The 25770-nt window shown below is 56.1% G+C and carries 15 protein-coding genes; 5 read left to right on the forward strand and 10 right to left on the reverse strand.

Annotated elements, in window-relative coordinates; translation table 11 throughout:
* Window positions 1–284: 284 nt before the first annotated feature.
* The 6 genes from CA51_RS14955 to CA51_RS14980 all read right to left on the reverse strand — a co-directional run bounded on the left by CA51_RS14955 (window position 285) and on the right by CA51_RS14980 (window position 7202).
* Window positions 285–1598 carry an outer membrane protein assembly factor BamB family protein gene (locus tag CA51_RS14955; RefSeq protein ID WP_145121922.1) on the reverse strand — a complete coding sequence of 438 codons (1314 nt, stop codon included), beginning with the start codon at window positions 1596–1598 and terminating at the stop codon, window positions 285–287.
* Window positions 1599–1737: 139 nt separating this feature from the next.
* The gene (locus CA51_RS14960) at window positions 1738–2694 is read right to left on the reverse strand and encodes a 4-hydroxyproline epimerase (protein ID WP_145121925.1); all 957 of its coding nucleotides are present in this window, start codon (window positions 2692–2694) and stop codon (window positions 1738–1740) included.
* Window positions 2691–3644 (reverse strand): dihydrodipicolinate synthase family protein, encoded by a 954-nt coding sequence (locus tag CA51_RS14965; protein WP_145121927.1) that lies wholly within the window; start codon window positions 3642–3644, stop codon window positions 2691–2693. The genes CA51_RS14960 and CA51_RS14965 overlap by 4 nt, the downstream gene beginning before the upstream one ends.
* 137 nt (window positions 3645–3781) lie before the next feature.
* Window positions 3782–5431 carry an alkaline phosphatase gene (locus CA51_RS14970; protein WP_145121929.1) on the reverse strand — a complete coding sequence of 550 codons (1650 nt, stop codon included), beginning with the start codon at window positions 5429–5431 and terminating at the stop codon, window positions 3782–3784.
* A gap of 51 nt (window positions 5432–5482) precedes the next feature.
* Window positions 5483–6868, reverse strand: coding sequence for an alkaline phosphatase family protein (locus CA51_RS14975; protein WP_145121931.1), 1386 nt, complete (start codon window positions 6866–6868; stop codon window positions 5483–5485).
* A gap of 142 nt (window positions 6869–7010) precedes the next feature.
* Window positions 7011–7202, reverse strand: coding sequence for a hypothetical protein (locus tag CA51_RS14980; RefSeq protein WP_145121933.1), 192 nt, complete (start codon window positions 7200–7202; stop codon window positions 7011–7013).
* Between the two features lie 355 nt (window positions 7203–7557).
* Between CA51_RS14980 and gdhA the strand changes: the two genes are divergently transcribed.
* A complete protein-coding gene (gdhA, locus tag CA51_RS14985) occupies window positions 7558–8895 on the forward strand; it encodes an NADP-specific glutamate dehydrogenase (protein WP_145121935.1) in 1338 nt (445 codons plus the stop codon).
* Here the strand turns inward: gdhA and CA51_RS14990 are convergent.
* A complete protein-coding gene (locus CA51_RS14990) occupies window positions 8892–10205 on the reverse strand; it encodes a DUF3472 domain-containing protein (protein ID WP_197451204.1) in 1314 nt (437 codons plus the stop codon). The two genes, gdhA and CA51_RS14990, sit on opposite strands and share 4 nt — an antisense overlap.
* Window positions 10206–11360: 1155 nt before the next feature.
* Between CA51_RS14990 and CA51_RS14995 the strand changes: the two genes are divergently transcribed.
* Both CA51_RS14995 and CA51_RS15000 read left to right on the forward strand, forming a co-directional pair.
* Complete coding sequence (locus CA51_RS14995; RefSeq protein WP_197451205.1) at window positions 11361–13061, forward strand: esterase/lipase family protein; 1701 nt, start codon at window positions 11361–11363, stop codon at window positions 13059–13061.
* A 736-nt stretch (window positions 13062–13797) separates the two neighbouring features.
* Window positions 13798–14541, forward strand: coding sequence for a hypothetical protein (locus CA51_RS15000; RefSeq protein ID WP_145121939.1), 744 nt, complete (start codon window positions 13798–13800; stop codon window positions 14539–14541).
* Window positions 14542–14714: 173 nt separating this feature from the next.
* Here the strand turns inward: CA51_RS15000 and CA51_RS15005 are convergent, their stop codons facing one another.
* Entirely contained in the window at window positions 14715–16226 is a 1512-nt protein-coding gene (locus CA51_RS15005) for a sulfatase (protein WP_231745714.1), read from the reverse strand.
* 612 nt (window positions 16227–16838) lie between these two features.
* Here CA51_RS15005 and CA51_RS15010 point away from each other — a divergent pair.
* Window positions 16839–17447, forward strand: coding sequence for a zinc ribbon domain-containing protein (locus CA51_RS15010; protein WP_145121941.1), 609 nt, complete (start codon window positions 16839–16841; stop codon window positions 17445–17447).
* A 230-nt stretch (window positions 17448–17677) separates the two neighbouring features.
* On the opposite strand, the gene CA51_RS15015 is transcribed toward CA51_RS15010, so the two are convergent.
* Window positions 17678–19216 (reverse strand): arylsulfatase, encoded by a 1539-nt coding sequence (locus tag CA51_RS15015; RefSeq protein WP_231745715.1) that lies wholly within the window; start codon window positions 19214–19216, stop codon window positions 17678–17680.
* Window positions 19217–19878: 662 nt separating this feature from the next.
* Between CA51_RS15015 and CA51_RS15020 the strand changes: the two genes are divergently transcribed.
* Window positions 19879–20220: a hypothetical protein gene (locus CA51_RS15020; RefSeq protein WP_145097517.1), complete on the forward strand. Its 342-nt coding sequence runs from the start codon at window positions 19879–19881 to the stop codon at window positions 20218–20220.
* Between the two features lie 1702 nt (window positions 20221–21922).
* Here CA51_RS15020 and CA51_RS15025 read toward each other — a convergent pair.
* Window positions 21923–25114, reverse strand: a complete 3192-nt coding sequence (locus CA51_RS15025) for a metallophosphoesterase (protein ID WP_145121943.1) — start codon at window positions 25112–25114, stop codon at window positions 21923–21925.
* Between the last annotated feature and the right edge of the window lie 656 nt (window positions 25115–25770).

Genomic DNA, 25770 nt, shown 5'->3' on the forward strand with positions numbered 1-25770 from the left:
GGGCCCCACACCCGAATCCGTTCCAGTTTCCGCGTCAGAAAGGCATCCTACCTTTCGTCCGGCTTGTGAGATATCGGCGCGCCAACTTCCGTTGTGCAAACTTTAAATGGGCATTCTTTACGAAGCCCCGAAATAGATGCCGTGTTGCACGCGTTGATAGCGATTCAACGGTTGTACCGCCTAAAACCACCCGATTCGGTGACGCGGCAACAACCGCTTCGCCGCCCGTCATCGCAAACCGAAAAACTCGATCACCTCGATTCAGCCTGCACGAACCGGCTGGCCTACAATCGCTTGGGCCCAATCGCCGTCAGCCGGTTCTCCGACCGCAACAACAGATAGCCTTGCGTGTAAGCTGGCGTCGCTTGCACGTTGCCATGCAGGTCAGCCGTACCAAGCTTCTCAAACTTCTTGCCCGCTCGCAAAACCGTCGCTTTGCCGTCCATATCGATCGTCAACAGTTTGTCGCCGACCACGATCGGAGAGGACGAGATCGTCCCGCCGATGCGACGCGTCCAATGCGGTTCGCCACTCTTCACATCGATGCACGTTGCTACGCCGTTGTCGCCACAAAGAAACGCCATGTCGCCAACGACCACCGAAGTGGGAACATACGGCGCACCCCGCTCCACCCGATAGGCTTCGGTCGGTTCTTCGCCAGGTCGCACGGCGACCAGGTGATTGCCGCCACCACCGCTGCCAGCGCTGCCAAGCACAAGATCTCCCGCTACCACCGGGCTGCTGCAGCAACGCGAGCGGAAGACTTTCAGATTCCAGAGCATTTTGCCCGTCTTCGGATCAAGTCCGAACAAGCCGTTGCCGGTGTTGGCGTCGACCAATTGAGCCGCCCCGCCCGCGGGCTGATAGACACACGGAGTCCCATAGCAAACGTTCGTCGTCTCCAGCGGCGTCTCCCAGACCATCTGTCCTGTCTGCCGGTTCAGAGCGACCATCTTGCTCTCCCCCGCCGTCTCCCCGGGCTTCAGTTGTCTGGCTTGCTGCGAATCGAAGACGATAACAAAGTCTTCGTACAGCATCGGCGAAGTCGCAAACCCATGCTGACTCTGCCAACGCCCCAGGTCTCGCTGCCAAACCAACTCTCCTTCGTGCGTTAGACAACTGACCGTCGTATGCTGCGGCTCGGACCAGGCAACGTAGACAAACTTTTCATCGCAGCAGGGCGTGCTGGCCGCAAACCGATTCCGCTTGTGCAAATGATGCGGCACCGAATCGAAAGTCTTATCCCACAGCTGCTTTCCGCTGCTCAGCTGGTATGCCAGCACATGCCGAACCGCCGTCTTGGGATCGGCGGCCAGCAGAAAGACCTTGTCGCCCCAAGCGACAGGCGAACTGATCCCGCCGCCGGGCAGCTCCGCCGCCCAAGCTTCGTCATCGGCAGTCCAGGAATCGGGGATCTTGCCGTCGGCGATGTAGCCGGAACCGTTGGGGCCGTGAAACCGCGTCCAGTCCTGGGCGTTGGAATCGGAGCTGGCCCAGAATGCGAAGACCAAACTGGAAACAATGAGACAAAGACGTGAGGACGAACGGATCATCAGAACCTCGGCGGCAGCAGCGGCGGAAAGCGTGTAGGTAGGCAATTTGGAGGGATAGAACGACGGGGGCGTATTGTATCGCAATTCGCCCCAAACGTGGTGTCAAATTCTGGCGGCCGTCAATTTCTCGAAGATCCCGTTTCCAATCACCACCACAGCCGAGCTGCCGACAGTTTGCGGGCGATTAAGCCGTCGCAATGCCGTAGGGAAACGGATCGCCCGGCTGAGCGATAAACCGCGTCTCGCCGTAGACATAAGCTTCGCCAACGATCCGCGGAACGATGCGGTTGTCGTCGGCGGAGCGGTACGATGCTGTGAAGCGGCTGCCGATGATGCTCTCCTGAATCCACGGCACCTCGGGAGCCAATTTCCCATCGGCCGCCAAGCAGGCGAGTTTCGCACTCGTTCCCGTTCCGCAAGGCGATCTATCGTAGGCACCGCCGGGGCATAAGACAAAGTTGCGGCTGTGGGCGTCCGAAACCGACGGCGGCCCGAACAGTTCGATGTGGTCGATCTCCGCTCCGTCAGCTCCGGTAATATTCGCCGCCACCAAGGCCTTGCGAATCCGTAGCGCGACGTCCGACAAGCGATCGATGTTTTCAGCCACCACCGGCAGCGGCGACGATTCGACAAGATAGAACCAGTTGCCACCCCAGGCGATGTCGCCGCGGACGGTTCCGATCCCGGGGACTTCGACCGAAACCGATTTACGCAAACGGTAGCTGGGAACGTTTTCGATCGCGACGCGGTTGGGACTGATCAATTCGACGGCGACGATTCCGACTGGCGTCTCCAAACGATGCCGCCCCGGCGCGATCCGGCCCATGTACGCCAGCGTCGCAACGACACCGATCGCCCCGTGGCCACACATCCCCAGATAGCCGCGGTTGTTGAAGAAGATCACTGCCGCGGCACAACAGGGATCGCTCGGTTCGCTCAACAACGCTCCGACCATCGCGTCGAAGCCACGCGGTTCGGCCAACATCATCGTCCGAAAATGATCGGCTTCGCGACGGAAGCGTTCCACTCGCTGCGGCAACGGCCCGCCGCCAAGATCTGGTCCTCCCTCGACGACCAAACGCGTCGGTTCGCCACCGGTATGCGAATCGATCACTCGGATCGCAGCAGCGTCAACGCTCATTGCTTCGCGCCGGGCCAGTTGTTCCACCAGCTCTTAAACAGCGTCCACTGTTCATGGATCAACGCGCGTTGGCTGTCGCTGAGCGCGTCATACGAATTGAAATGATGTTCGTATTCCGAATCACCTTCCAGCACCATCAGATATTTGTAGTACAGAACCAGATCGGGGCCTTCGTCGAACTTCGACAGCACCGCCATCGCGCCGTCCAGTTCCAGTGCCAATCGCCGCGCGTCGACATCTCCCGCCGCAGCAGCGCGGCAGAGTTCGATCAATCGCAGCACCTGTTTCGGCAGCGCGTTGCCGACGCCGGTGATCGCCCCGACGGCACCGCAGCGAACAAATCCGTGGAAGACCTGCGTGTCGACGCCGACCATCAAGGCCAGGTCGGGATTGCCGCTGGTGATATGCTCGGCGGCGTAGCTGAGCGATTCGGCGCCACCAAACTCCTTGAACCCGACGAGGTTAGGGTGCTCGCGACGGAGTTCGAAAAACAAATCGGCTCGCGTCTGGAACCCGTAATACGGACTGTTATAGATCACCGCAGGCAACCGATCGGCCGCGCGAAGGATGTCGGTAAAGTGATGCCGCTGAGCCGCCGCAGAGTTGCCTCGCGATAAGACGCGTGGGATCAGCATCAATCCAGCCGCACCAACCTCTTGGGCATGGGCGGCGTGCGCGGCGGCAAGCCTGGGATTTTGAGCACCGGTGCCGACAACCACGGGAACTCCCGCTTCGGTCAGCCGACGGACGCCTTCCTGACGTTGCTGATCGGTCAACAAAGGCCAATCGCCCATCGATCCGCAGTAGACGACCGCACACATTCCCGCGTCGATCAATTGCTGTCCCTTGCGGACCAAGGCGTCAAAGTCGGGATTGCCCACGGAATCGCAGGGGGTCATCAGGGCGGGCATACAGCCACAAAATAGATCTCGACCAGGCTTCACTGTCATCTCTCCCAAAGGGCTCGTTCTCTTTGCGCCGAGCGCCGCGACGCTCGAGCTAATGAAGCCGATGATTGTAACCCGAGCGATCCGCGTCGACCTTACGCCACGCCGCTGATCCCAAGAAAGTTTTCAGCGATTCCTCGCTACGGCGTCGGAGCTGTTTTCGCCAACGCTTCGGGCTGAGTCAACTGAAAATAGTGTCCGTGGTCGGAGGTTAAGAACAGAGCGGTGTCTTCCCATCCGCCGTTCTCTTCGATCCACTTGACCACGCCTTCGAAGGCATCGTCGCCGCTGTGGACCGCACCGATCGCGTTGTCGATGTTGTTGGAGTGGCTGGCCCAGTCGACGTCTCCCGATTCAACCATCAACCACCAGCGGTCGCTGCGAGAATCGAGCACTTCCATCGCGGCAACGGCCATCTGTCGCAGATTGATATTCTCGCTCACGTCGGCTTCGCTGTAGGCCTCCGCTTTTTGCACCTTGCTGCCACCGATGCTGGCGACCGGATCGTACTTTCCATCGGCGGTCTGATACGGAAGATGTCCTCCGCCGACGCCAAAATAGCCGAACAGTCGGTTCTTATCGGCGATCGCTTTGGCAACCGCAGCCGACAAAACCTCAGGCCCCTCGGATCCCGGAGTTCGCTGTGCGATCACGTATTTGCCGCCGTTGGCAACATCGATCGCTTTCAGATCTTCCTCGGTCAGATATTTGTTCCCCGGGACGAAGTTCTTTCCCTGGGCACCATCTTTCTCGGTGTCGATACCCCAACCGCATCCAATCAAAACGTCCAGCCCTGGAAGGCCGCCGGGATGATAGATCGATGGACGGCCGAGCTGATCGCGGGTGATGTCTTGGTAGTCGTTGCGATGGACGTTGTTCGCGTAAGCACATGCGGGCGTCGCATGGCTGATCGGAACGCTGGTCACGACGCCAACAGCAAAGCCATCCTCTTGCAAGGTTCGCGCGATCGGCAGGACTTCGCGTCCCATCGCATCGACATTCACCGAGTTGTTGTAGGTCTTGATGCCGGCGGTCAGCGAAGTCGCCGAAGAAGCCGAATCGGTGTAGGCGTGCGGTTGTTCTTTGCTCTTGCCGATCGGATATTCGGCATCGGTGATCGGTTTCCAAGGTGCATCGCCGCAGCGTTGGAAGTCGTAACCGCCTCGCAGTTTCCCACCGGGGTTGGTAACGCGTTGCTTGTCGACGCTCACCGAAGTGCCGTCGTTGTGCGGGCTGGTTACGAAATAGCCGTAATCGGTTTTCGCACCGCGGTAGTCGAGAAACGCCAGCCCCTCGCCTCGCCCCTCGCTGTAGGCGACTTTGCCAAGCTTCGCGATCGCGGCCGCTCGCGTGGTATGCCAATCCATCCCGTCGAAGACAAACAGGATCACGCGTTTCTTGCCCGCTTCGGCCGCCGATTTTTGCAGCCGATAGACGTCGGTTTGGTCGAAGTACTCCGCCGCCGGATTAAGCGTCCCGTCGGGCACTTGTCCGTACAGTCGCTCGATCGCCGCTGCGTCGCGGTAGACGCTATTCTCTCCCGAGACCGACTTCATATCCATTCCAAACGAATAGACCGGGATCAGCCGGTTGCTGTGACTCCGCCAGCTGGAATAGCTGTCCGGATCGGGGCCCCAATGTCCCCAATCGGCAGCCCGTGCTTCAACCGCTGCCGCTTGCAAGGCAGCGATCGGGTCGGGCGTTTGCGCGGTCGCCGACCGTGGTGCAAGCGAAAGAGCCACGAGAAAAGCGAGCTGTAAAGTCAAGATGCGGTGGAAATGGGTGTGCATGGTGGGATCGTCTGCCGTGGGAAAGTGGAGGGAAATATGTAGTCGCGTTGATTATTTCATTGCAGCGGTCAACGGTTTGCCGTCGCTGTAAGGATATTCCAACGCCAATAGTTTAGCGATCGTGGGGGCGATGTCGATATTTTCGATCGTCGGCAGTTCGATACCGCTGCGAATTCCTGCTCCCGAGAGCAGACAAAGCGCTTTCATCTTCGGCAGCGTCGAGACGAACCCGTGCGAACCGATCGCCGTTTTCGCTTCGGTATTGCTGGCGACAAGCGTTTCGCCATCGACCGAGCCCGAAACCGAATAGCCATCGGCGGCGACAAGAACCGCATCGGGAGACTGGTTGTATTCGCGAGGATGCAGCAGACCGATCTCAACAAATCCGTCGGGCAGCACGACGTCGGCGACGCCTTCGAGACCGACGAACATCTTCTTAAACGCCTCGGATTGCTGCGCCGCTTCGCCGGGGTTGGTGCAATAGACCAGGCCGATGCCTCCCTCGGGAACGACATGCACCTGCGCCTCGCGAATCTTCCCCGCCTCCGCCTTCAACAGCCCCGCTTGACGCAACAAGACGTTGGGCCGGACCGCTTTGGGAGTTCTCGTGAATCCGTGATCCGAAAGGACGATCAACGTGGTTTGATCGCGGATTCCCGCCTCGTCGATCGCCGCCACGATCCGAGCAAGGCACATGTCAGCGTAAGCGTTGGCGGTGTAACCCTCGGGCGTTTGAGGGCCGCGGTTATGATGGACGCTGTCGACGTTTAACAGATGGATCAACGTCAGGTTCGGCTTCCGCGTGCGGATCAGATGGCAAGCCGCTTCGGTCCAGACGTAATCGCGGCCGACGGTGCTCAGCTTGCGGAACGAGGCATCGGTCTCGTCGGTCAACAGCCCCAGTTCGACGAGTTCTTTGCGCAGCCGAGGCGTGCTGTGCTGCAACGCGTCGGGGACATCGGGGAATTGATCGTCGAACGATTTCGAGCCGCGCGTGCAGGGCCAATTGATCTCAGCGGTCGAAAGCCCCGCAGCGTGCGCGGCGTCGACGATTGTCGGAATCCGAACGAGATCGCTCTGGTCGCGACGCGAATCGATCGTGGTCGGCACACCGATCGGACCTCGCACCAAGACTCCATTGGCTAACACGCCATGCTTTTCGGGGCGGGCACCGGTGACGAGCGTTGTGTGATTAGGCCAGGTGACCGACGGGTTCGAAGGGATCATGCCGCCGGCGACGATGCTTCCCTCGCGGGCTAGCCGCCGGATCGTGGGCAGGGGCACTTTGGGATCGTCGACGAGATAGGCGGCGAGCCCATCGAGGCTGACCACAACAACATGTTTAGTGGGCCCGGCGGCGTGAGCCGATAGAGCAGAGAAACAGCAAGCCGCAGCGGCGACCGCTGCGACACAAAGCAAGCGCGGGATGGTTTGCATGGATCGATTTCCGGTGGGGACGGTGCGCGGCAACGTCAGCTGGTGCCGACAATCGTCGCGATGCACCGCTTGGGAGAGAGTGCATGCAAATCATAGTTGCCCCGTTGGTGGCGATCAACGATGTGGGTCTTAGCCACTGGGGTCAGGAAGCGTTCCGCACGGCCGCCGTTCGCGGCTGCCCTCCGCGACTCGACTCCGCTGCCGTCCCGAACTGGCTGTTAGCGATCGAAGCGGGCGATTGAGCTTCTTCGCTTTCTTGCGGAACAACTACGGTGAAGATCAGGCCATGATTGGTTTGGACCAGAATCTCGCGCGGTTTCATTTGAGTCGACACGTCTAAGTTTCCTTCAGGTAAAGGGAGCATTCTCGGCAATCAGCACTGCGATTACGGTGATGCAAACGCCGTTCCAACAATCGCTAATCCGCGGGACAATTTTCCAGACAGCAGATTCGAGTGAAACGCGCGCCAACCCCTGTGAAACCCGCACTCAGCCGCCCCGATCCGCTTCGCCGCAACCCGCCAACCGTCAACCGCCGTTGACGCGACGTCTCCCGCGGTTGACGAAACGAGGGCTCTGTTAACGACTTTCGAGAAAGACGCCAACAGATTGCGTGATTGGCACGCCAATTGCCTGTGCCGCTCCGTCACACGACATTAATAGAGCCGTTCCCGAAAGACACAGGTTACGATGGACGAAAAATTAGAATCGGTATTTTGGAATGTTCAGCAACGCAACCAGGGTGAAGCCGAATTCATCCAAGCGGTGAAAGAAGTTCTGTCGTCGATGGGGCCGGTACTGGCCAAGTACCCCACGTTTGCCGAACAGAAGATCATCGAACGGATTTGCGAACCGGAGCGGCAGATCATCTTCCGCGTTCCATGGCAGGACGACCGTGGCGAAGTCCACATCAACCGCGGCTTCCGGGTTCAATTCAACAGTGCGCTTGGACCTTATAAAGGCGGCTTGCGGTTCCATCCGTCGGTCAACCTTTCGATCATCAAGTTCCTTGGCTTCGAACAGATCTTCAAGAACGCGTTGACGGGGATGCCGATCGGCGGAGCCAAGGGAGGCAGCGACTTTGATCCCAAGGGGCGCAGCGATTCGGAGGTGATGCGTTTTTGCCAGAGCTTCATGACCGAACTGTATCGACACATCGGCGAATACACCGACGTTCCCGCCGGCGACATCGGCGTCGGCAAGCGGGAGGTCGGTTACCTGTTTGGACAATATAAGAGGATCTGCAATCGCTACGAATCGGGCGTCTTGACCGGCAAGGGGCTTCACTACGGCGGCGCGTTGGTGCGGACCGAAGCGACAGGTTATGGGCTGGTCTACTTTGTCCAAGAGATGCTGGCCGCCCGATCCGATTCGTTGCAGGGCAAGACCTGTGTCGTCTCGGGAGCGGGAAATGTTGCGATCTACGCGATCGAAAAGGTGACCGAACTCGGCGGTCGCGTCGTCGCTTGTTCCGATTCCACCGGCGTGATCTACGACCAGGAAGGGATCGACCTGCCGACGCTCAAGAAGATCAAAGAAGTCGATCGACTGCCGATCGAAAAGTATTGTGAAACGCGAAAACACGCGAAGTATCAACGCAAGGGAAACATTTGGCAGATCGAATGCGACGTTGCACTTCCCTGTGCGACGCAAAACGAACTGACCGGCAAAGATGCGGCATCGTTGATCCAAAACGGTTGTATCGTGGTCGCTGAAGGAGCGAACATGCCGACGACGCCCCAAGGGATCGAATTGTTGTTGGGATCGAAGGTCGGCTACGCTCCTGGCAAAGCTGCCAATGCCGGCGGTGTCGCGACGAGCGCCCTCGAGATGCAGCAAAACGCGTCGCGCGACGCGTGGTCGTTCGAATACACCGACCGCAAGTTGGCGCTGATCATGAAAGATATTCACGATCGTTGTTTGGAAACCGCCGACGAATTCGGAGCCCCCGGCAACTACGCCTTGGGAGCAAACATCGCTGGATTCATGGGCGTTGCCGATGCGATTCAGTCGATGGGGCTGATCTAGCCGCGCGGCAAGCGATCGAATTCGATAGCGGGTTTCGAACCCGCGTCCGGTTCGCGTTGGAACGTTTGGTCCAACGCAACGTGCGGCGAAAAGAAGCCGCAGTGCTTCATAAAGAAGTGCTTTCCAACAGCTCCGCCGGCGTAATCGAGCCGATGTCGGCCGCGAGCTGTGTTGTCGCCGGTTAACCGAGCGCGGGTGACTTCGTGCCAACTGCCGTCGACGTCGCAAACCCATTGGTTGCCGTAGTTGGCTGTTCGCGGAAGGGCTCCAAAATCGGGTATGAAGTTCTCGAGAAAGCTGTGGAAGCCGGTCAGGTGCCGGTCGGTCTTGGGCCTGCGGAAGCTTGCGATCAACCGCCATCTCCCCTCCGCTTTGTCGCCAAACCACGACGTATAGATCGTGTTGCCATTCCCGTCGGGTTTGACTTCGGTCAGGAAGCGGTAGGTCGTTCCCGCAGTCCATGGATAGACAAGATAACTCTGCCCGCCCGAGCCTTCGTTGCCAAAGTCCTTGGCCGTGACGCCCTCCCCTTTCGCCAGCGTGACGACACGTTGATCGGCAGGAATCTCTTGGGGATCGTCGGTCCGAAAGGGACTCCACACCGAAAACAGCACGCGGCGCTGGCGGGGACTGTTCACCTGGATCCCAAAATAACCTTCGCCAAAACCATTGGCCATGTAATAGGCCCCGAGAACGTCTTGCCCCTCCGGAACTGTGATCTCGCTGTAGGCGTAGGTCAGATCGATCTTCGCGGGAGTTTGGTATTGAAGATGGACCGATGGACCGCGGCGGCCCCAGTAGTACATGTCCCCGTCGTTGTTCTTGACGTAGTCGAGTGTCATCCCGTCGACGTCCGACTGGACGACCAACTGGGAGACCTCCGCTTTCCCACCACTCGCCTGTAGATCGACGCGGACGTACCCGGCGGCGGCAAGTGAAACCTCGCCCAGCGGATATTCGTTCTCCTCCGCGCCGTGCACCTTCGTTGTCAGTCGCTGATCGCCAACGCGAGCTTCGATCGCTGCGTCGCCAGCGACGGCGCGAGCCCTCAGGGCAAGCGAGATCACTCCCGGCCGGTCGACATGAAAATAGACCGAATCGGTTGCCCTGGCGTCGCTGACACGAAGTGCTCCGGCGGGCGAAAAGAGCCGCCCGCCGCGATCGACCGGTGCGCGATACGCGTTCCCGGCCAACGGCACCGTCCAATCGGCCCCCACCGCAGCGGTGGCGATCGAGATCACAACGCCTGCAAAGGCCAAACGAGCAGCCAAGCCGAGCGGACGAAACAACGAAGCAAAGTAGTTGGTCATGGGGATCCCGAAGTTCCGATTTTCAGTGAGGTTCAACACAAGCCGCCAAGTTGCCCCGCGACTCCGTTCGCATGGGCTGAGTCTTCTTATAGTAGCCAGAGTAGCACGCCACCGGATCCGCACATCGGCCAACCAGCACGGAAACCAGCACAATGGCGGAGCCATGGCAGGATAGAGACTGGGACGCAAGTCCCAGTTAAAAGTACCGACGATACAAACCAAAGTCGCAAAGCGACGACAGAATTAGCCCAGTCGTTCCGTCCAAGTCCCGGCAGGGAGGACCGCAGGTAAACCATGGCGTGAGCCATGGGACCATCCCGCCTCAAGCCCATCAAAAGCTCCGGCGAGGCGGCAGCAATGTACCTCGGCCGTCCTCCCCGCGAATCATGCGAATCACGCGAATGCCATCTTCCACTCGCAAGGATTCACCGACAGAACGGTGTATTGATTCATTCGTATTGGAAGACCGTCAAGCTGTATAACGAACTGGCAACTATCCACGTGCCAGGAATCTAGAAAGACCAGCTTGCCCTATGGATTTGTTCACCTGCCAGGAACCGGTGACGACCACCTTTACCTGCACGCGTGTGCACCGGCTGAACAGGTCGATCGTGCGTTGAACTTTGTCGAATGTGATCGTCGGTCTGGAAAGGCGTATGCGGTGCCAGGCAATCTGAATGCCTCTGCGACTTCGTGAATTCACCGTAGAGCCCCTATGGGATGAACGTTCCAATTGTCCACGGCTGCGAATGATTCTCACATCAAGTTTTAGAACGCTGCGGCGCGGAATCGTTCACCCCATGAACGATCGTAGGTCACCCGACCAATCGCCTCGCCGGGAAACGGGAGCGGCAGAGCCATCCCCTATGTTTCGTCTTTTCCTCACCCCATGATTTCTCTACTCTGCATCGCCCAGGAATCTCGCTGCTTCTTTCAGCGCCCGATTGGTCTGGCTACCGCTTGCGATCGTTGGATCGATTGCAATGAAAGAAAATATCGAGCAAGGAAGACATGGTCGGCGATTCCCAAAACGATCTCAACAATATCAAAGACCGAGGTCGATGCGTCCCTGCACCTGTTTCTGCTTGGGCGATAGGTCTGTTGTTGCTGCTCGGTTGCCGGTCTTCCTGGCTTCCCGAGCGATCATTGGAAGACGTGGCGTCTAGCTCCGAGGCTGTCGCGCTAGCCGATCTCTCCAGTGACGAACTCGGCTCGCGTGATCCGATCGAGGTGAGCCGAAACGCGTGCACCCGAGCGGAGAAATTGCGAGCGGATCTGGACCCTCGTTGCACCGCTCATTATCTCGCCGCCAATCGTCTGGCGTGGAAAACGGTAAACCACGCTTCCCTTGCCGATGCCGCGCAACGCAACCTCGCCGCGGAGCTGTATCACGAAAGTCTGCGTGGATTGATCGAGTCGGCGCAACAATTTGGGCAGATCGATCCGATCCATGGCATTCGCTTGACCACCGACGACGGCGAGGTGACTATCCCGATCGTTTACGACGGTTTCGCCTGGAAACCGGAGGATTTCAATTGCTGGATCCCGGTCGATGAGTATCAGGATGAGCATTTGACCCACCAACATCGACGCTCGGGTTGGGGAGTTCCGCTGGTGGTGCTGCGGCAACGGGATCAGCAAGAACGATTCATGATTCCGCAATTGCCCTTCGCGGCGACCGCGATGCTTCGAAACCTGCCGGTCGACGGCGATCGCAAGTCCGATGAAGCCACGCCGAATCAAGTCCTGGAGGTTTTCAATCCTCTTGTTCACTCCGAGCTGGCGAAAGACGACGGAGGTGAAACTCCATTGGCGGCTGATCTATCGGCGCCCATTGCTTGGTTAAACAACAACACGCCCCATCTCAATTACAAAGGATTCATGCATCCCGATCGACTGCACCGAAGTGGTCAGTTGATCATGCTTGAGCCTTACCAAGCGGGGAAGATCCCGTTGGTTTTTGTCCATGGATTGGCTTCCGATCCACTCACTTGGATCGGATTGATCAACGAACTCCGCACGGCCGACTGGGTCAATTCGCGTTACCAGGTCTGGTTGTTCGGCTATCCAACCGGCCGTCCGTTTCTCCGTTCCGCTGCCGATTTGCGACGCGAGTGCAGCGAGGCAATCGCGTCATTTACGAAAACGACCGCCGACCCTGCACTCCATCGCAGTGTCATCATCGGCCACAGCATGGGAGGTTTGCTAACGAAACTGCAAGTCGCCCCGAGTGGAACATCGCTCTGGAAGTCGTTTGCCAAGCGGCCGATCGAGTCGTTGCAGGCGGACCCGCAGATGCACGAGTACCTCTCGGAACTGTTCTTCTTTGAGCCATCGCCGTTTGTGGAGCGAGCCATTTTCATCGGCACGCCGCATGGCGGCTCGCCCATCGCGGATGAATGGATCGGTCAATTCGCCTCACTTCTCGTCTCACGTTCCCACGATTTCTCCGATGAGTACGATGCGTTCCTGGCTCGCAATCGCGAGGCGATCACTCCGTTCTATTCAAAACATATTCCAACAAGTGTTCACATGCTGGAACCGGAGGATCCAACCCTGCAGGCGATGAGACAATTACCACTTGCCCCACACATCCGCCTGCATTCGGTGATTGGTAACGGCCACAAAATGCTGATCGGTGGGCCCGCCGATGGTGTCGTGCCGGTCGTGAGTGCTCGCCACCACGGTGCGGATAGCGAGCGAATTGTGGCGACAACCCATCGGCGTTTGCAAAGCCATCCCGATACGGTTGAGGAAGTGCTTCGCATCCTGCAACTGCATCTGGACGAACCAGCTGAAAACTCGGCAACCCAACCGCAGCTAGCCGAAGGTCTCACTCAGTCGGCAACTCGGTAGCTGATCGCTCGATAACCAATCGCTTGCGCCCCGTGCTGACACAGTCGGTGTCGCAGCCCACGCACTCACCTGGCTTGCCAATTCCAGGAATCTATTGGCTACGCACGCCGTAGCGGATGTCATCAAGACATTCGGATACCACTGCAGCCATTGCGCACCAGTCCCGGCAGCGATGCCAGCAGGTAGCACATAGCGCGAGCCATTGGGTCATCCACAATGGCGAAGCCATGGCAGCATAGAGCCTGGGACGCAAGTCCCAGGTAACAGCACCAAGACTACAAACCGAAGTCGCGAAGCGACGACAGAATTCGTCCAACCGTCGCGTCCAAGCCCCGGCAGGAATCACAGCAGGTTGCCCGTGGCGTGAATCCCCGCCGCAAGCCCATCAAAAGACCCGGCGGGGCAACAGCAAGGTACCTCAAACGTCCTGCTCGCGAATCACGCAAACGCTACCATCCACTCGCAAGCTGCGTTATAAAACGCCAGCAAAACGAGTCCGCCTCCCTTTTCCGACGTCGCTCGTGTGAACGAGCCACTGACTGAAAAGGAGTTCAAGAAAGTGCGGTGGGCCGTTCGTCGCGGCCCCCCATTCGGAAAAGAGACATGGGGTGAGTCGCTTGCCCAGCGGCTCGACCTCGAATCGACTTTACGTCCTCGAGGACGCCCACGGAACCTGCCTTCGACGCCCGACAAAATCGAAAAATTGTCCTGCCCCCTTTGCCGTAAAGGTGCAACGGTGAATCATCGATCCAAAAGAACCATTGTCACGCTGCCGAAGCGTTGGGGCAGCAGTTTGCTTTTGGTTGCCATAGCGCTGTCCTTATTCGGATTTCCGTTTCTCATCTATGGTGATCCCCAGGGGCCTGATGCGACAGTCTTTATGCTGTCATTGACCTATGTGCCGGGCTTCTTCCTCTTGGTAGCCGTAGTCGCCTTGTTTCGTTTACGAGTCGAGCTTGAGGGACGACGGAATTCCAGGGCCATTCGGCTGCAGCTTCCCAAACTTGGCAAGCTGCCATGGATTCCGTGGATGGTTCATGTGCGGGAGATTCCCGCAATGGAGATCTCGCGTGTCGACGAAGTGCTCGAGGCGCATCCGACAGAGCCCGATAGAATCTCACGGCGCTACATCCTCCGCACCAAACAAGGTGATTACTATTTCACTTCGCTTTGGTTTTCAAATATCGAAAAGTTTCGACAGTGGTGCAAGCAAAGCAAAATCCCAATCGGAGAAGTGTCAACAGCGCAGCTTGCCGACACGGAACGGGGCGACGCGACAGTCCCACCGGCGGGCGCGTGGGCGGTTCGATCGATCGGAAAGCTTTTGAAAGCGATCGCTTTCTTGACGTTGTTGGCGAGCATTATCTCGCTGTTTTTTGTCGACGCAGAGGGGCGTTGGATCGCAGTTCAAGCGTTTGCTTCCGCTGGTGCAGTCCTATCGATTGCCGTGCACTTAACAAAATTCCGGCAGCGCAGATAGCAGTAACTCGCATTCGCAAGCGGCAGCAGAAACGACTGTTCCCCACTGGTATCGTCGCTAAAAGTGATTTTTATCGCGGAAACGAAATGAGGTCGCGTGACATCTCGCTGACGCGTGGATCCCTTCCACCTGGCTATTCTCTTTAGCTGCTTCGCAGTCAGGAGGCGGCTCTCCTATTCCCGCGCCACAGCGCGGCGGGCGTTCATCGCATCGAGTTGTTGTTGCAGGGTTTCTCTCAACTGGGCAGCGATTTCTGCGTGCGACTGGCTGAGGTCGTTTGCTTCGGAGATATCCGCTGCGACGTCGTACAGTTCCACGCGATCGTCTTCAGCGAAGTGAATTAGCTTGTAGTTACCTTTGCGCAGCGCGGACTGAGGTCGCGTCTTGCTGGTGGTGAAATCATCGACGCCAATCTTGTCGATGGCCTTCGAAAATGTTTTTTCAGGATGATAATAGGGAAAGTGCCAGAGCAAATGGCGGTTCGGCTTCCAACTTGGCTCCCTCAACACCCGCTGCATATCGATACCGTCCATGCCTCTTGCATCGCCGCCTGCGAGGCTGACAAATGTCGGCGACAGGTCGTATCCAATCACTGGCGTATCACTGGTAACGCCTGCGTCAATCTTTCCCGGCCACCTGGCAATCATGGGAATACGTATGCCGCCTTCATACAGGTTCCATTTCGATCCACGCAGCGGCGCGTTGGCACAATACTCGGGGTGGCCACCGTTGTCGGACATAAAGAACACCAACGTGTTTTCTCGCCGTCCCGACTGATCGATGGCATCCAAGATCGTTCCCACGTGGTGATCAAGCGTCTCGACAAACGCCGCGTATTCCAGCCGTTGTCTGCGATGCTTGGCGTCGGGGGGCAGGTGACGTTCGTATTTTTCGACCAGCCAACGGCAGCGAGTCTTTACGGGAGTATGCACATAAAAAGATGAGGCCATCAAGAAGTAGGGCTTGGTGGCGTCGGCTTGCCTTCGGATAAAATCGGCCGTCCGCTGGATCATCGAATCCCGAGGGAACACGCCACCGGGGGCGGGTGAGGGAGGATGTTTTTTGTCCCACGCATAAGGGTGATCGCCAAAGTCTTCGCCGGCGACCGCAAATCCCTGTTGTTTCGGACCGAAATCGGGGTGCCAGGCGAGGTAGCGTCGCTGGTAATGCTGACTGACGTGCCACTTGCCAAAGAAGGCGGTTTGATAACCAACCGCCGCCAGTCGCTCGGCGATCGTGACTTCCGCGGCCGGCAGGTTCAGCGTCAGTTCGGGCGTCAAAAGCGGCACATCGATATCGAGCGACTGCCGCCCCGGAGTGTTTTTGGTGACAAACTCAAAGCCCAAACGAGCCACCGTCTTTCCCGTCAGAATGCTGGCTCGTGCGGCCGAACAGATCGGGGCAGGGGAGTAGCCAGCGGTAAACCGCAGCCCCTCAGCAGCCAGACGATCAAGGTGCGGAGTGTGGTGATAACGGTGCCCGTAGCAATGCAGGTCGGACCACCCCAGATCATCCACAAGGATGAAAACGATGTTCGGTTGGTGAGCCTCCGTGGCCTGTGCAGGCGAACTGAAAAAGATCAACAGCATCGACAGCAGAAACAGTGAGGTAGCTTTCATGGTGATAGTTCGGTTGTCGATTGAATCGTTTAACCCGTAGACGCAGGGGGCGGCGAATACGCTCATCGCTGTTTCTGCGAGGCGACGTTTTACAAGTGGATTATGGTATCACAAACCGTTAAAGAACGGCGAGTTATGCAACGGCAGATATTCAATATCGACTCCCGTAGTTCGGCTGGATATCTAGCTGCGGCGCGGCGGTCGCATCAAGCCTGGATCGCGGTTTGCCTAATCCACAGACAGGAGCGGTGAACCTTCTCGCAAGTGGGAATAGAAAGCTCCGGCGTTGGCCACGGGAGCGAGGCGGGGTGACCGAAATTGGCCCAAACGCCAGCGTCTAGGATCAGGCTCTCTGCTCCCACAAACTTGTTTCGGGGGAGCACGGATGGGCATGAGAGGGCCTAGCTCTATTCAGAAAAAAAATGCTTTGGATGGCAATGCTCGCAAGCGTTATCCACGCGCAGATAGCTCGGAGTTCCTTGCCGCGGGGCCAGGATTGAGGTGTGATGAGACCGACCATTCCTAACCGGTAAACTGCTTTTTGCGGACGCAATGTATTAGGAATTGTCGCGAAAAAGGTAAAGAAACGTCTCTCCGATAGCATTGTTTGATTGCGGCCCCACAGCGTTCTCTACCGATACCTCAAAGGTAGTCATTGTTGCTTAAACGAGACGTCGAATGTACTGCAGTGAGTGCGGATGCGAAGTGAATGGGAAGTTCTGCTCGAACTGTGGCACTCGCGTGCAACTCGGTGAGGTTCGCGAGGTGTTTGACTGGCGTCAGTCTTATGACTTTGAGCGGATCACCCATATCGCCGAAGTCAATCAACGCGTGACGCAGGCGAAAGCGGGCGCGGGCAGGGACACTAGTTCACTCCTACTCGACTTGATCGATGCTGTGGCCTCGCCGATGATGGGGGGAGTCTCAAGCCTCGCGATCGCCAAAGCCTCGCAACCTCTCACAGCGAAACTTGGCTTCAAGACGGGGAAAGAACGCCGGGAGTTCGTGACGCTACCGCCTGGAGAAGTGCTAGCGAATCTCGCAGTGACGCTGGCGTCGATCGAGCACTCGATCACATGCGTCACGTTTGGCGATAACCACTGCCACATCCGGGCAACGCTTCCTCCGGACCTCCGCGCGATGGAAGTGCGTCTTTCGGTAAACATTGATGGTGCCGAGCAGGGCATGTGGATCACCGCAACCGCAGAAGCGGAAGGCCAATGGTATGACTGGGGGAAATGCCAATCACAGCTGGATCGATTGTTCACCGGCCTGCGAGCCGCCTAGCTTCGTTCCCGGTGAGTCGCGCACAGCAGTGCAATTCGGTAAAGGGTCAGGACTTTTCTCGGAGCCACACTGGCCTCCTATCCTTAAAAGACACCAAGCCCCAAACACGATGACGAGGCAAACGCGATCTACCACGCATTGAACCGTGGTAATTCCCGAACCAACGCAAACGAGTCCTGCACCACTTTTTTGATCCCGGATGGGGATGCCGAGGCGATCCGTCGAGCCAATCATTTTTCGCGAGTCCACAGTGGTCCGCCTCGGTATCGTTTTCCGATTGGGTATCGCTCGCTGGGCGTCACAGCGCCGTCCATCATGGCTTCGATCCGCCGCACAATTTTGGGATGGTTTGCAGCGATGTTGTGGGATTCAGAGACATCGCTCGCGAGATCGTAGAGCTGGAGATCGCTTCCCGCTCCCAGCCGAATTCCCTTCCAATCTTTCCAGCGAACCGCTTGATCGTAACGGGCTCGGCAGTGCCCGTAGTCCCAATAGAGAAACTCACGCGTCGAATCGAGTTTTTTGCCCTGCATGGCATCCACGATAGAAATCCCATCAATGCCCTGGGGAGGACTTGCGTCGGCCAATTCCGCGAAGGTCGGCAACATGTCTTGAAACGCAATAACGTCCCGATTGGTTTGGTTGGCGGAAATGGTTCCGGTCCAACGAGCGATAAAGGGAACGCGAATGCCACCTTCGGTCAGGTCCCGTTTGTAACCACGAAGCGCCCCATTTGTTCTGAGTGGTTTGGGCACAGACCAGTGGCCACCATGGTCGCTGGTGAAGATGACCAAGGTGTTCTCTTCGAGTTCCAGTTCACTAAGCAGGTCCAGGATTCGACCCACATCGCTGTCCAGCATGTTTATCATCGCGGCATACTTCTTGGAACGCTCATCCCAGTCTCGATCGGAGTAGGGGGCTGTCGAGGGAACGGTAAGGCCGTCGGGGTCTTCATCTTTGGCAGCGAAATGTGGCAACGTCCACGCGACATACAGGAAAAACGGACTGGCATGAGATTCCCGGATGAACTGGAGAGCGCGATCGGTCAGCAGGTCATGGCTGTAGTGTTCTCTCGAAACTGCGTTACCGGTCAGCTCAAGTCTGCCGTCGTCATCGTCGAGGTATTCTGGGTAGTAATAGTGAGCGTGGTCCTGATTGAGATAACCGAACCAGGAATCAAACCCTTGATGAGTCGCTCTGCCCACGGACCCGGTATCTCCCAGCGACCATTTGCCCACTCCGCCGCAGCGATAGCCGGCAGGCTGGAGGACTTCTGCAATCGTGACGTCATCCTCCTGAAAGTAGGTGCTGTAGTGTGGCACGTTATCCCGAGCAGGGGTGTGCCCGTTGTGCAGTCCTGTCATCAGGACGCTTCGAGACGCGGTGCAAACCGGCGCCCCCGCATAGGCTTGAGTAAACCGCATTCCGCTGGCGGCCAGTTGATCAATTCGCGGCGTCGACATCAATTTCTGACCATAACACCCAAGATCGCCGTAGCCGAGATCATCTGCCATGATTAGCACAATGTTCGGCTTCTGCGACGTCAAGCTTAAGCCACCGTCGCCTTTCATATGCGTATTTTGAGACGCTACAGGCGAATCATCTGCAACAGTAAATTGGGGACTCGGTGGTTCCGCCCACACGTCCAGACCATTGGTTGCAAAAAGCAAGCAGCAGACGATACTCGTGAAAACGTGATTCATGGTTTTCCAGAATCCTGAAGAGCAAAAGTCATGACGGATTTTGCCGCGAAAATGCGGAGCGTCCATTGATCCGACAATCCGTCGTACAAGAACTATTCGCATGATTGCATTTTCTTGAAGGGATGAGCGGATGGGGGACAGTGATTGTGTGTATTGACGACCTGAAATGCAAGCAACATCTATCGGCGAACAGGAAAAGGGGCACGACTCATTTCGGATCCCCTATGGCCTTCTATCCTTAAAAGAGACCAAGCCCCAAACACAATGACGAGGCAAACGCGATCTACCACGCATTGAACCGTGGCAATTCGCGAACCATCGCAAAAGAGTCGTGCCCACTTAGATCTCGCCATCCACTCGCAAGCTGCGCTATACAAACCAACCAACGAACCGAGTTCAGCTCCTATCTTCCGAGCGCACCAGTTCCGGCAGGAACGACAGCAGGTAGCCCATGGCATGAGCCATGGGACCACCTCGCCCAAGCCAATCAAAAGCCCCAGCGGGGCGGCAGCAATGTACATCAGACGTCCCCCCCCGCGAATAACACGAACCACGCGAATGCCATCATCCGCTCGCAAGTACGTTGTACAAACCTGCGAAACGAATCCGCATCTTTTCCTGAGTTGCCCCGGATTAGGCCAGCGTCTTCAGCAATGATTGACTTTCCGCCCGCCGCGTGCCACGATTGAAGAACAAACTTTACGAAAGCCCGACGTTGGAGCGAAGCGATGGCACTCGAAATCCCTAGCGAATATGAAGGCGTTCTTAACGACGCTGTCGCAAGCGGTGCGTTTGCGACGCCCCAGGATGCGTTGCGTCATGCACTGGCGACTTTTGCAAAAGAGCGTGCTAGTGAAGCGCGGCAGCCGTCGACAGAGACACCGCCTCGCCTAAAACGCCAGACGTCCAAGGCAACTGATATTGACGAATTAGCGAGGAAGCAAGGCGTGCCGCCTTTGAAGGACTTCCGACAACTCGAAGCGAGCTTTTGGCCTGCCGATGAATCGGTCGACGACTTCATTCAGGCAATTCGAGAAGGGCACCAAGACGACGGAGCACGGACGCGATAATGTCAGCTCTTGTTGTCGACACCGACGTCGTTTCTTTAGGCTTCCGTCAGTCCGACAACTTTGTCCATCACTACGGACCGGCTCTGGTAGGCTCCCGACTGATCGTCTCGTTTATGACGATCGCTGAGCTGGCTTTTGGTGCCCTGAATCGCCAATGGGGACCAAGAAAATGTAATCAGCTATCCGAGTACATGAACCACCACGCACAATGGCGAAGCCATGGCAGCATAGAGCCTGGGACGCAAGTCCCAGGTGACAGCACCGACGATACAAACCAAAGTCGCAACGCGACGACAGAATGAGTCCAACCGTTGCGCCCAAGTCCCGGCAGCGACGACAGCAGGTTGGCCATGGCGTGAGTCCGCCCCAAGCCCATCAAAAGCCACGGCCGGGCGGCAGAAATATAACTCAGACATCCTGCCCGCGAATCACGCAAATCACGCGAATGCCATCACCCACTCGCAAGCTGCGTTATAAAAGCCAGCAAAACGAGTCCGCCCCAATTCTCCAACTTCAAACCGTCAGATGCCTTAGCCACCGAGGTCACTGAGCCCACCGAGAGAATCCCTCAACTGCAACAAACCTCGGTGGCAAAAACAACACCTGCCCACCGGACTCAACCGGAATCCCATGCGGCAGCCGGTGCCCCGAGCTGGCGTCTAGGCTTCAGCCCATCTGCGCACTGGCCATTCAGTACGCCGATCCGCACATCGGCGCCCCATCACGCAATCCGCACAACGGCAACCCAGCACGTACAATGGCTAAGCCATGGCAGCATAGAGCCTGGGACGCAAGTCCCAGGTGACAGCACCGACGATACAAACCAAAGTCGCAAAGCGACGACATAACTAGTCCAGTCGTCGCGTCCAAGTCCAGTCAGGGATCACAGCACGCACCCCGTGGCGTGAACCATGGGACCATCCACGCCCAAGCCCATCAATAGCTCCGACGGGGCGGCAGCGATCTACCTCACACGTCCCGCCCGCAAATCACGCGAATGCCATCATCCACTCGCAAGCTGCGTTATATAAACCAGCGAAGCGAGCCCGCCCCAATTTTCCAAGTTCAAACCGGCAAAGGCTTTAGCCACAGAGGCAAATGCGTCCACAGAGGATATAGATCAACCGCAACAAACCTCGGTGCCCTCGGTGAACTCTATGGCAAAAACAACAACTGACCACCGGAACCCCATCCAGCAGTCGGTGACCCGAGCTGGCGTCTAGGCTTCAGCCGATCCGCGCACTGGCCATTCAGTACGCTTAACCGCACACTGGCCAACCAGCACCCAATCCGCACAACGGCAACCCATCGCGCACAATGGCGAAGCCATGGCAGCATAGAGCCTGGGACGCAAGTCCCAGGTGACAGCACCGACGATACAAACCAAAGTCGCAAAGCGACGACAGAATTAGTGCAGTCGTTGTGCCCAAGTCCCGGCAGGGATCACATCACCTACCCCATGGCGTGAACCATGGGATCATCCACGCCCCAAGTCCATCAAAAGCTCCGACGGGGCGGAAAATATGTAACTCAGACATCCTGCCCGCGAATCACGCGAAGGCCATCCCCGACTCGCAAGCAGCGATGTACAAACGAGCGAAACGAGTCCGCAACCCTTACCGAGTTTGTTCTCGCCCCGCAGCAGATCATATCATGATGTTACACTAGCAAAAAAACACGCCCCATATCATTCAACGCCAGACTATCGCCCGTAACGCTTTTGTTTCCGATCCATAGTTGGTTGACCGAAACGCTCTTTCTTAATGTTTGGATTCAGTGCTTTCGTCCCATCAATAGTGATTTTCATCCGAGAAGAAATTCGTTGAAGTTGTGGCTGCCGTCTTTGGTATAGGTACAGCTGGTGAGCAACGAGGGATTTCAATAGAACAGTCACGAAACGATTACTTTCGACATCTCGTAGGAGTTTCGTCGCTTCTTCCAATGGAAAGTCTCTTTCGTGCTCCATGAGAACGTCAAGTTGGAAAAGCCTGTTAGGAACGGAAGGGTCTAGATCAACAACCTTCGCATAAGTCCCTGTAAGATTCTTTGCTCCGACTGCCTCGGCAACAACTTTGACAATCGTAAAGCATGCTAGCCAGCAAATACCAATAATCTCCCGCTCTGCTTTGATCGCTAGCTTATCGTCGACATGAGGTGCGGTGAGACCATTACGGTGCTTTACATTCTCGTGACGACCGTGTCTTTCAACTTGATCACTGAGCCTCACCTCAGCAACTTCTTTCCATCGGTCGACGTCCGCTAATTCAGCTAGTCCGCATCCGACCATACGACGGCTCAGATCAAAAATCTCCTTAACAATGGACACCTTCCAATCAAGATCTTCGGCCGACGCTTCGTTTTTCAAAACCTGTCCCAAAATTCGGATCATTTTGTAAGCCGCTTGAATCTGATGGACTTGGCTTTTGATTCGACCGTCACGCGTCTCCGGATCAATGATCGCTACCATGGTTAATTCTTGGGCATCGTCACTTACTCTGACCTCTTCTTTTGTCTCACGTTTAGCAATAAGGTCGTGTCGATTTTTCTCTGGGGTTGTAGAAGGGATCTGAACTCTATCCGAGGTCCCACCAAGCCTATTTAGTTGCTCTACGTCATCTGTCAGTGTTGCCAATGGAGCGGTCTTGAAAATACTTGATGCAGCCGTCTTTATTGCTTCTAGGACAAAGGGGTCTGTGCTAACGTGCGACAAGAACAGAAGTGTATTCGCGGACACTGAATCATACAACTCCGTGCAACACTCACGAACAAAGTCTTTGGCCCATTCTTGGTGTAAATGCCTATGAATATGCCATGCTATAAAAAAGCAATTTGCGTATTTGGAAGAAATGCGAATCCCCATCGCATCTGCTTTGACTACACCGCACTCGGCAAATGCGTCTAGAAGTCGCTCAAACGAAATATTGAGATCCTTACGGCGACAATAGGCATCATGAAAGTCCAATGCCCTTCGTTGTGAAATTGCATCCTGATTCGATGCTTTGATTTCAAATGCCAATGCCCCAAGGTACGCGAGTTGCCCCGGAAGGTCGAATGCCCCCAACCGGGCACGACTCAGCGCAGCCGTAACAATCGCCTGATACATGTGACCGTATGACCCATTTTTCAAAACGACATTGTCGTTATCTTCTGCTTGCTGCAAAAGAACAATTAAAATCCAAGGCTGATGGGGAATAACATCTGCCGAGAGAACGTTCTGGATTTGCTTAGTTGTTTTCTCCACTTGCTGCTGAATCTGCTCCGGAGCCAGGTCCTGATTCTTGTTTGCAAGACAAATCCACTTCTTTGCTAAGGCCTCCGTCCTAAGCTGACCAAACTCACAAATATTGAACTTTTCGAAATCGGCGTACGCACCGAAGTCTTCCGTCGCTGCATGCGACTCACAAATAATCAGTTCTTCTGATGCAAACAACACGATCCGATCCGCAAACTTCCGGAGTTGGTCAACAACTGCACTCGGCGTATGTCCTTGCTGGTAAATAAGCTGGAAATTGTCAACCAATATTACAACTTCGTCTTCAGGACGTTGCGACAGCACCTCCCAAGTAAGATCGTTATACTGCCGTTTCAACGCATCGGCGACCAGCGAGCGAACGGTCTTTTCTGAGACGTCCCGATCTAATTTCTTGGCGTCTAGATACAACGGAATTTTCGATTCCCGCCGCATCGCCAAAAACAAATGACGCGCTAAAGCTGTCTTTCCACATGTCGCATCGCCGGTAAGCAGTGCGCTAGTTGCCTCAAGTAGCCGTTTTTCAACACGAGACGAGGGAACTAGCGTCCGTTCCTCAGGCGAAATGGAATTGGAATAGTCGTTTAGATCGGGATACAGAAAAAAATCCTGCAGTTTAAGGTTGCCTCGATTTGCGATTGATATGGGCAACAATGGGTCTTCTAGCCACGAACGAAACTCGGGCTTAATCGAGACGAATGATCTATCGCTTCGCACGTTGCCAAATTCAACAATGTGATCTCGGGATGTGATATAGGCCTGCTTGTCGATGTCGAATTCTACGCATGCGACTTGAGCGCGAGCAAACCCGTCTTCAAACCGCAGCACTTGAAACACACTGGCTGCGTCACCGTCCCATTGCTGCAGTGCGCCACCTTCCACGTGGAGCAGTTGGGAGTCTGCTGTATTCAACTTTGTTTCACCTGCAATGTGCTCATGTCCTGTAAATAGGATGTCACAATTCGCACGCACCCATTGCTGAAGTTGCGTTCGAGTGTCGGGCATACGAAACCAATTGTAGGGATGGTGCATGCAAAATACAGAGCGTGTGGAATTCTCCGTTGGGTTTTTCGGAAGAAGTTCTAAAGGAAATGCTGCGTTATTCGCTTTTTCTTGTCGTTGGGACATCCATGCGGAATTTCCAAGCATTACATCAATATACTGGGAACATACTTCGATCTGGTACGTAACGAAGTACGGGGCTTCCGACCTGATCGCTGCGTTAGGTGGATGGTCAAGCAACGAAACAAACTCAAAATAGTTGTTCAACGGCTCTAGAACGGTCCTTTCAATCGAGTCAGGACATCGTTCGGTTGCTATGCGTTCCAATGCTATGTCTCGCATCGATTGATCACTTGAGAAATCGCAGTCGTGATTCCCTGGTGTTACGAAATAGCAAAAGTCTATTTCTGGCCCCAAGCTTTGCTTGAGTTCTTTGACCAGGGTGTTGATGAACTCAGCCGCGACTACGAACTCACTTGTGCTTCCTCGATTCGCAAAGTCACCATTCAGAACTAGCGCTACTGCGGTTGTATCTTCTCTAACGTGGCATAATGCTGCGTTTATTAAAGAAGAGACTCGTGTTGACAGCACGCTTTCTTTGTTTCCGAAATGAATGTCCGTCAGATGAATAAGCGTCAGCATCTCTATCGATATCCTAGTACGTATGAACAGCTATTTAGCGCGTAAGCTCGATTGTACCGCCATTGAGTTCCCTTGGAACAGGTCCGAGAATTGCATACTGACAAGGCGGAACGTATAAACGACGGTGAGACAACTTTTTGTTGTATAAGTACCGCATTCCATACGGATGCGGTGTTATCCATCAGCGCGACGCAATCCCAGACATTAAACGTAGCCTTGAAAGCGAGATGCCCCCAATGTGCCATCCATCATCCCGACTCGGATTTCCGCGTCGATGCGACACAAACCTATGCACGGGTCCGGCACTGTGAAAAATGCAATCCTAATTGCTTGTTCCACAAGTCATTGTGAACTTCCAGCTACCGCATGACAACCAAGGGCCGGACGATTGCACCGGGAATCATAGGCAGAACGCAACATTCCCCGTATCAGTCATCCCGTCCCAAAATTTGAGTCGGCCGTCTTCGCGTGATCAGCATGTCCAATGCGGTCCGCTTCGATGCACTGGACAAAATACGGTGAGGGAGGGCACTTTCGAAGGCTCACATCACTCGTTCGCTAACCAACGCGAATTGCTCCGGTTGCAGGCGCGGGATGCGCGGAATCCACCGGCGGAATAAAAAAGGGGGCAAGGGGGGCTATTCCCTGTCCTTTGG

The organism is Rosistilla oblonga, from assembly GCF_007751715.1.
Lineage (GTDB): Bacteria > Planctomycetota > Planctomycetia > Pirellulales > Pirellulaceae > Rosistilla > Rosistilla oblonga.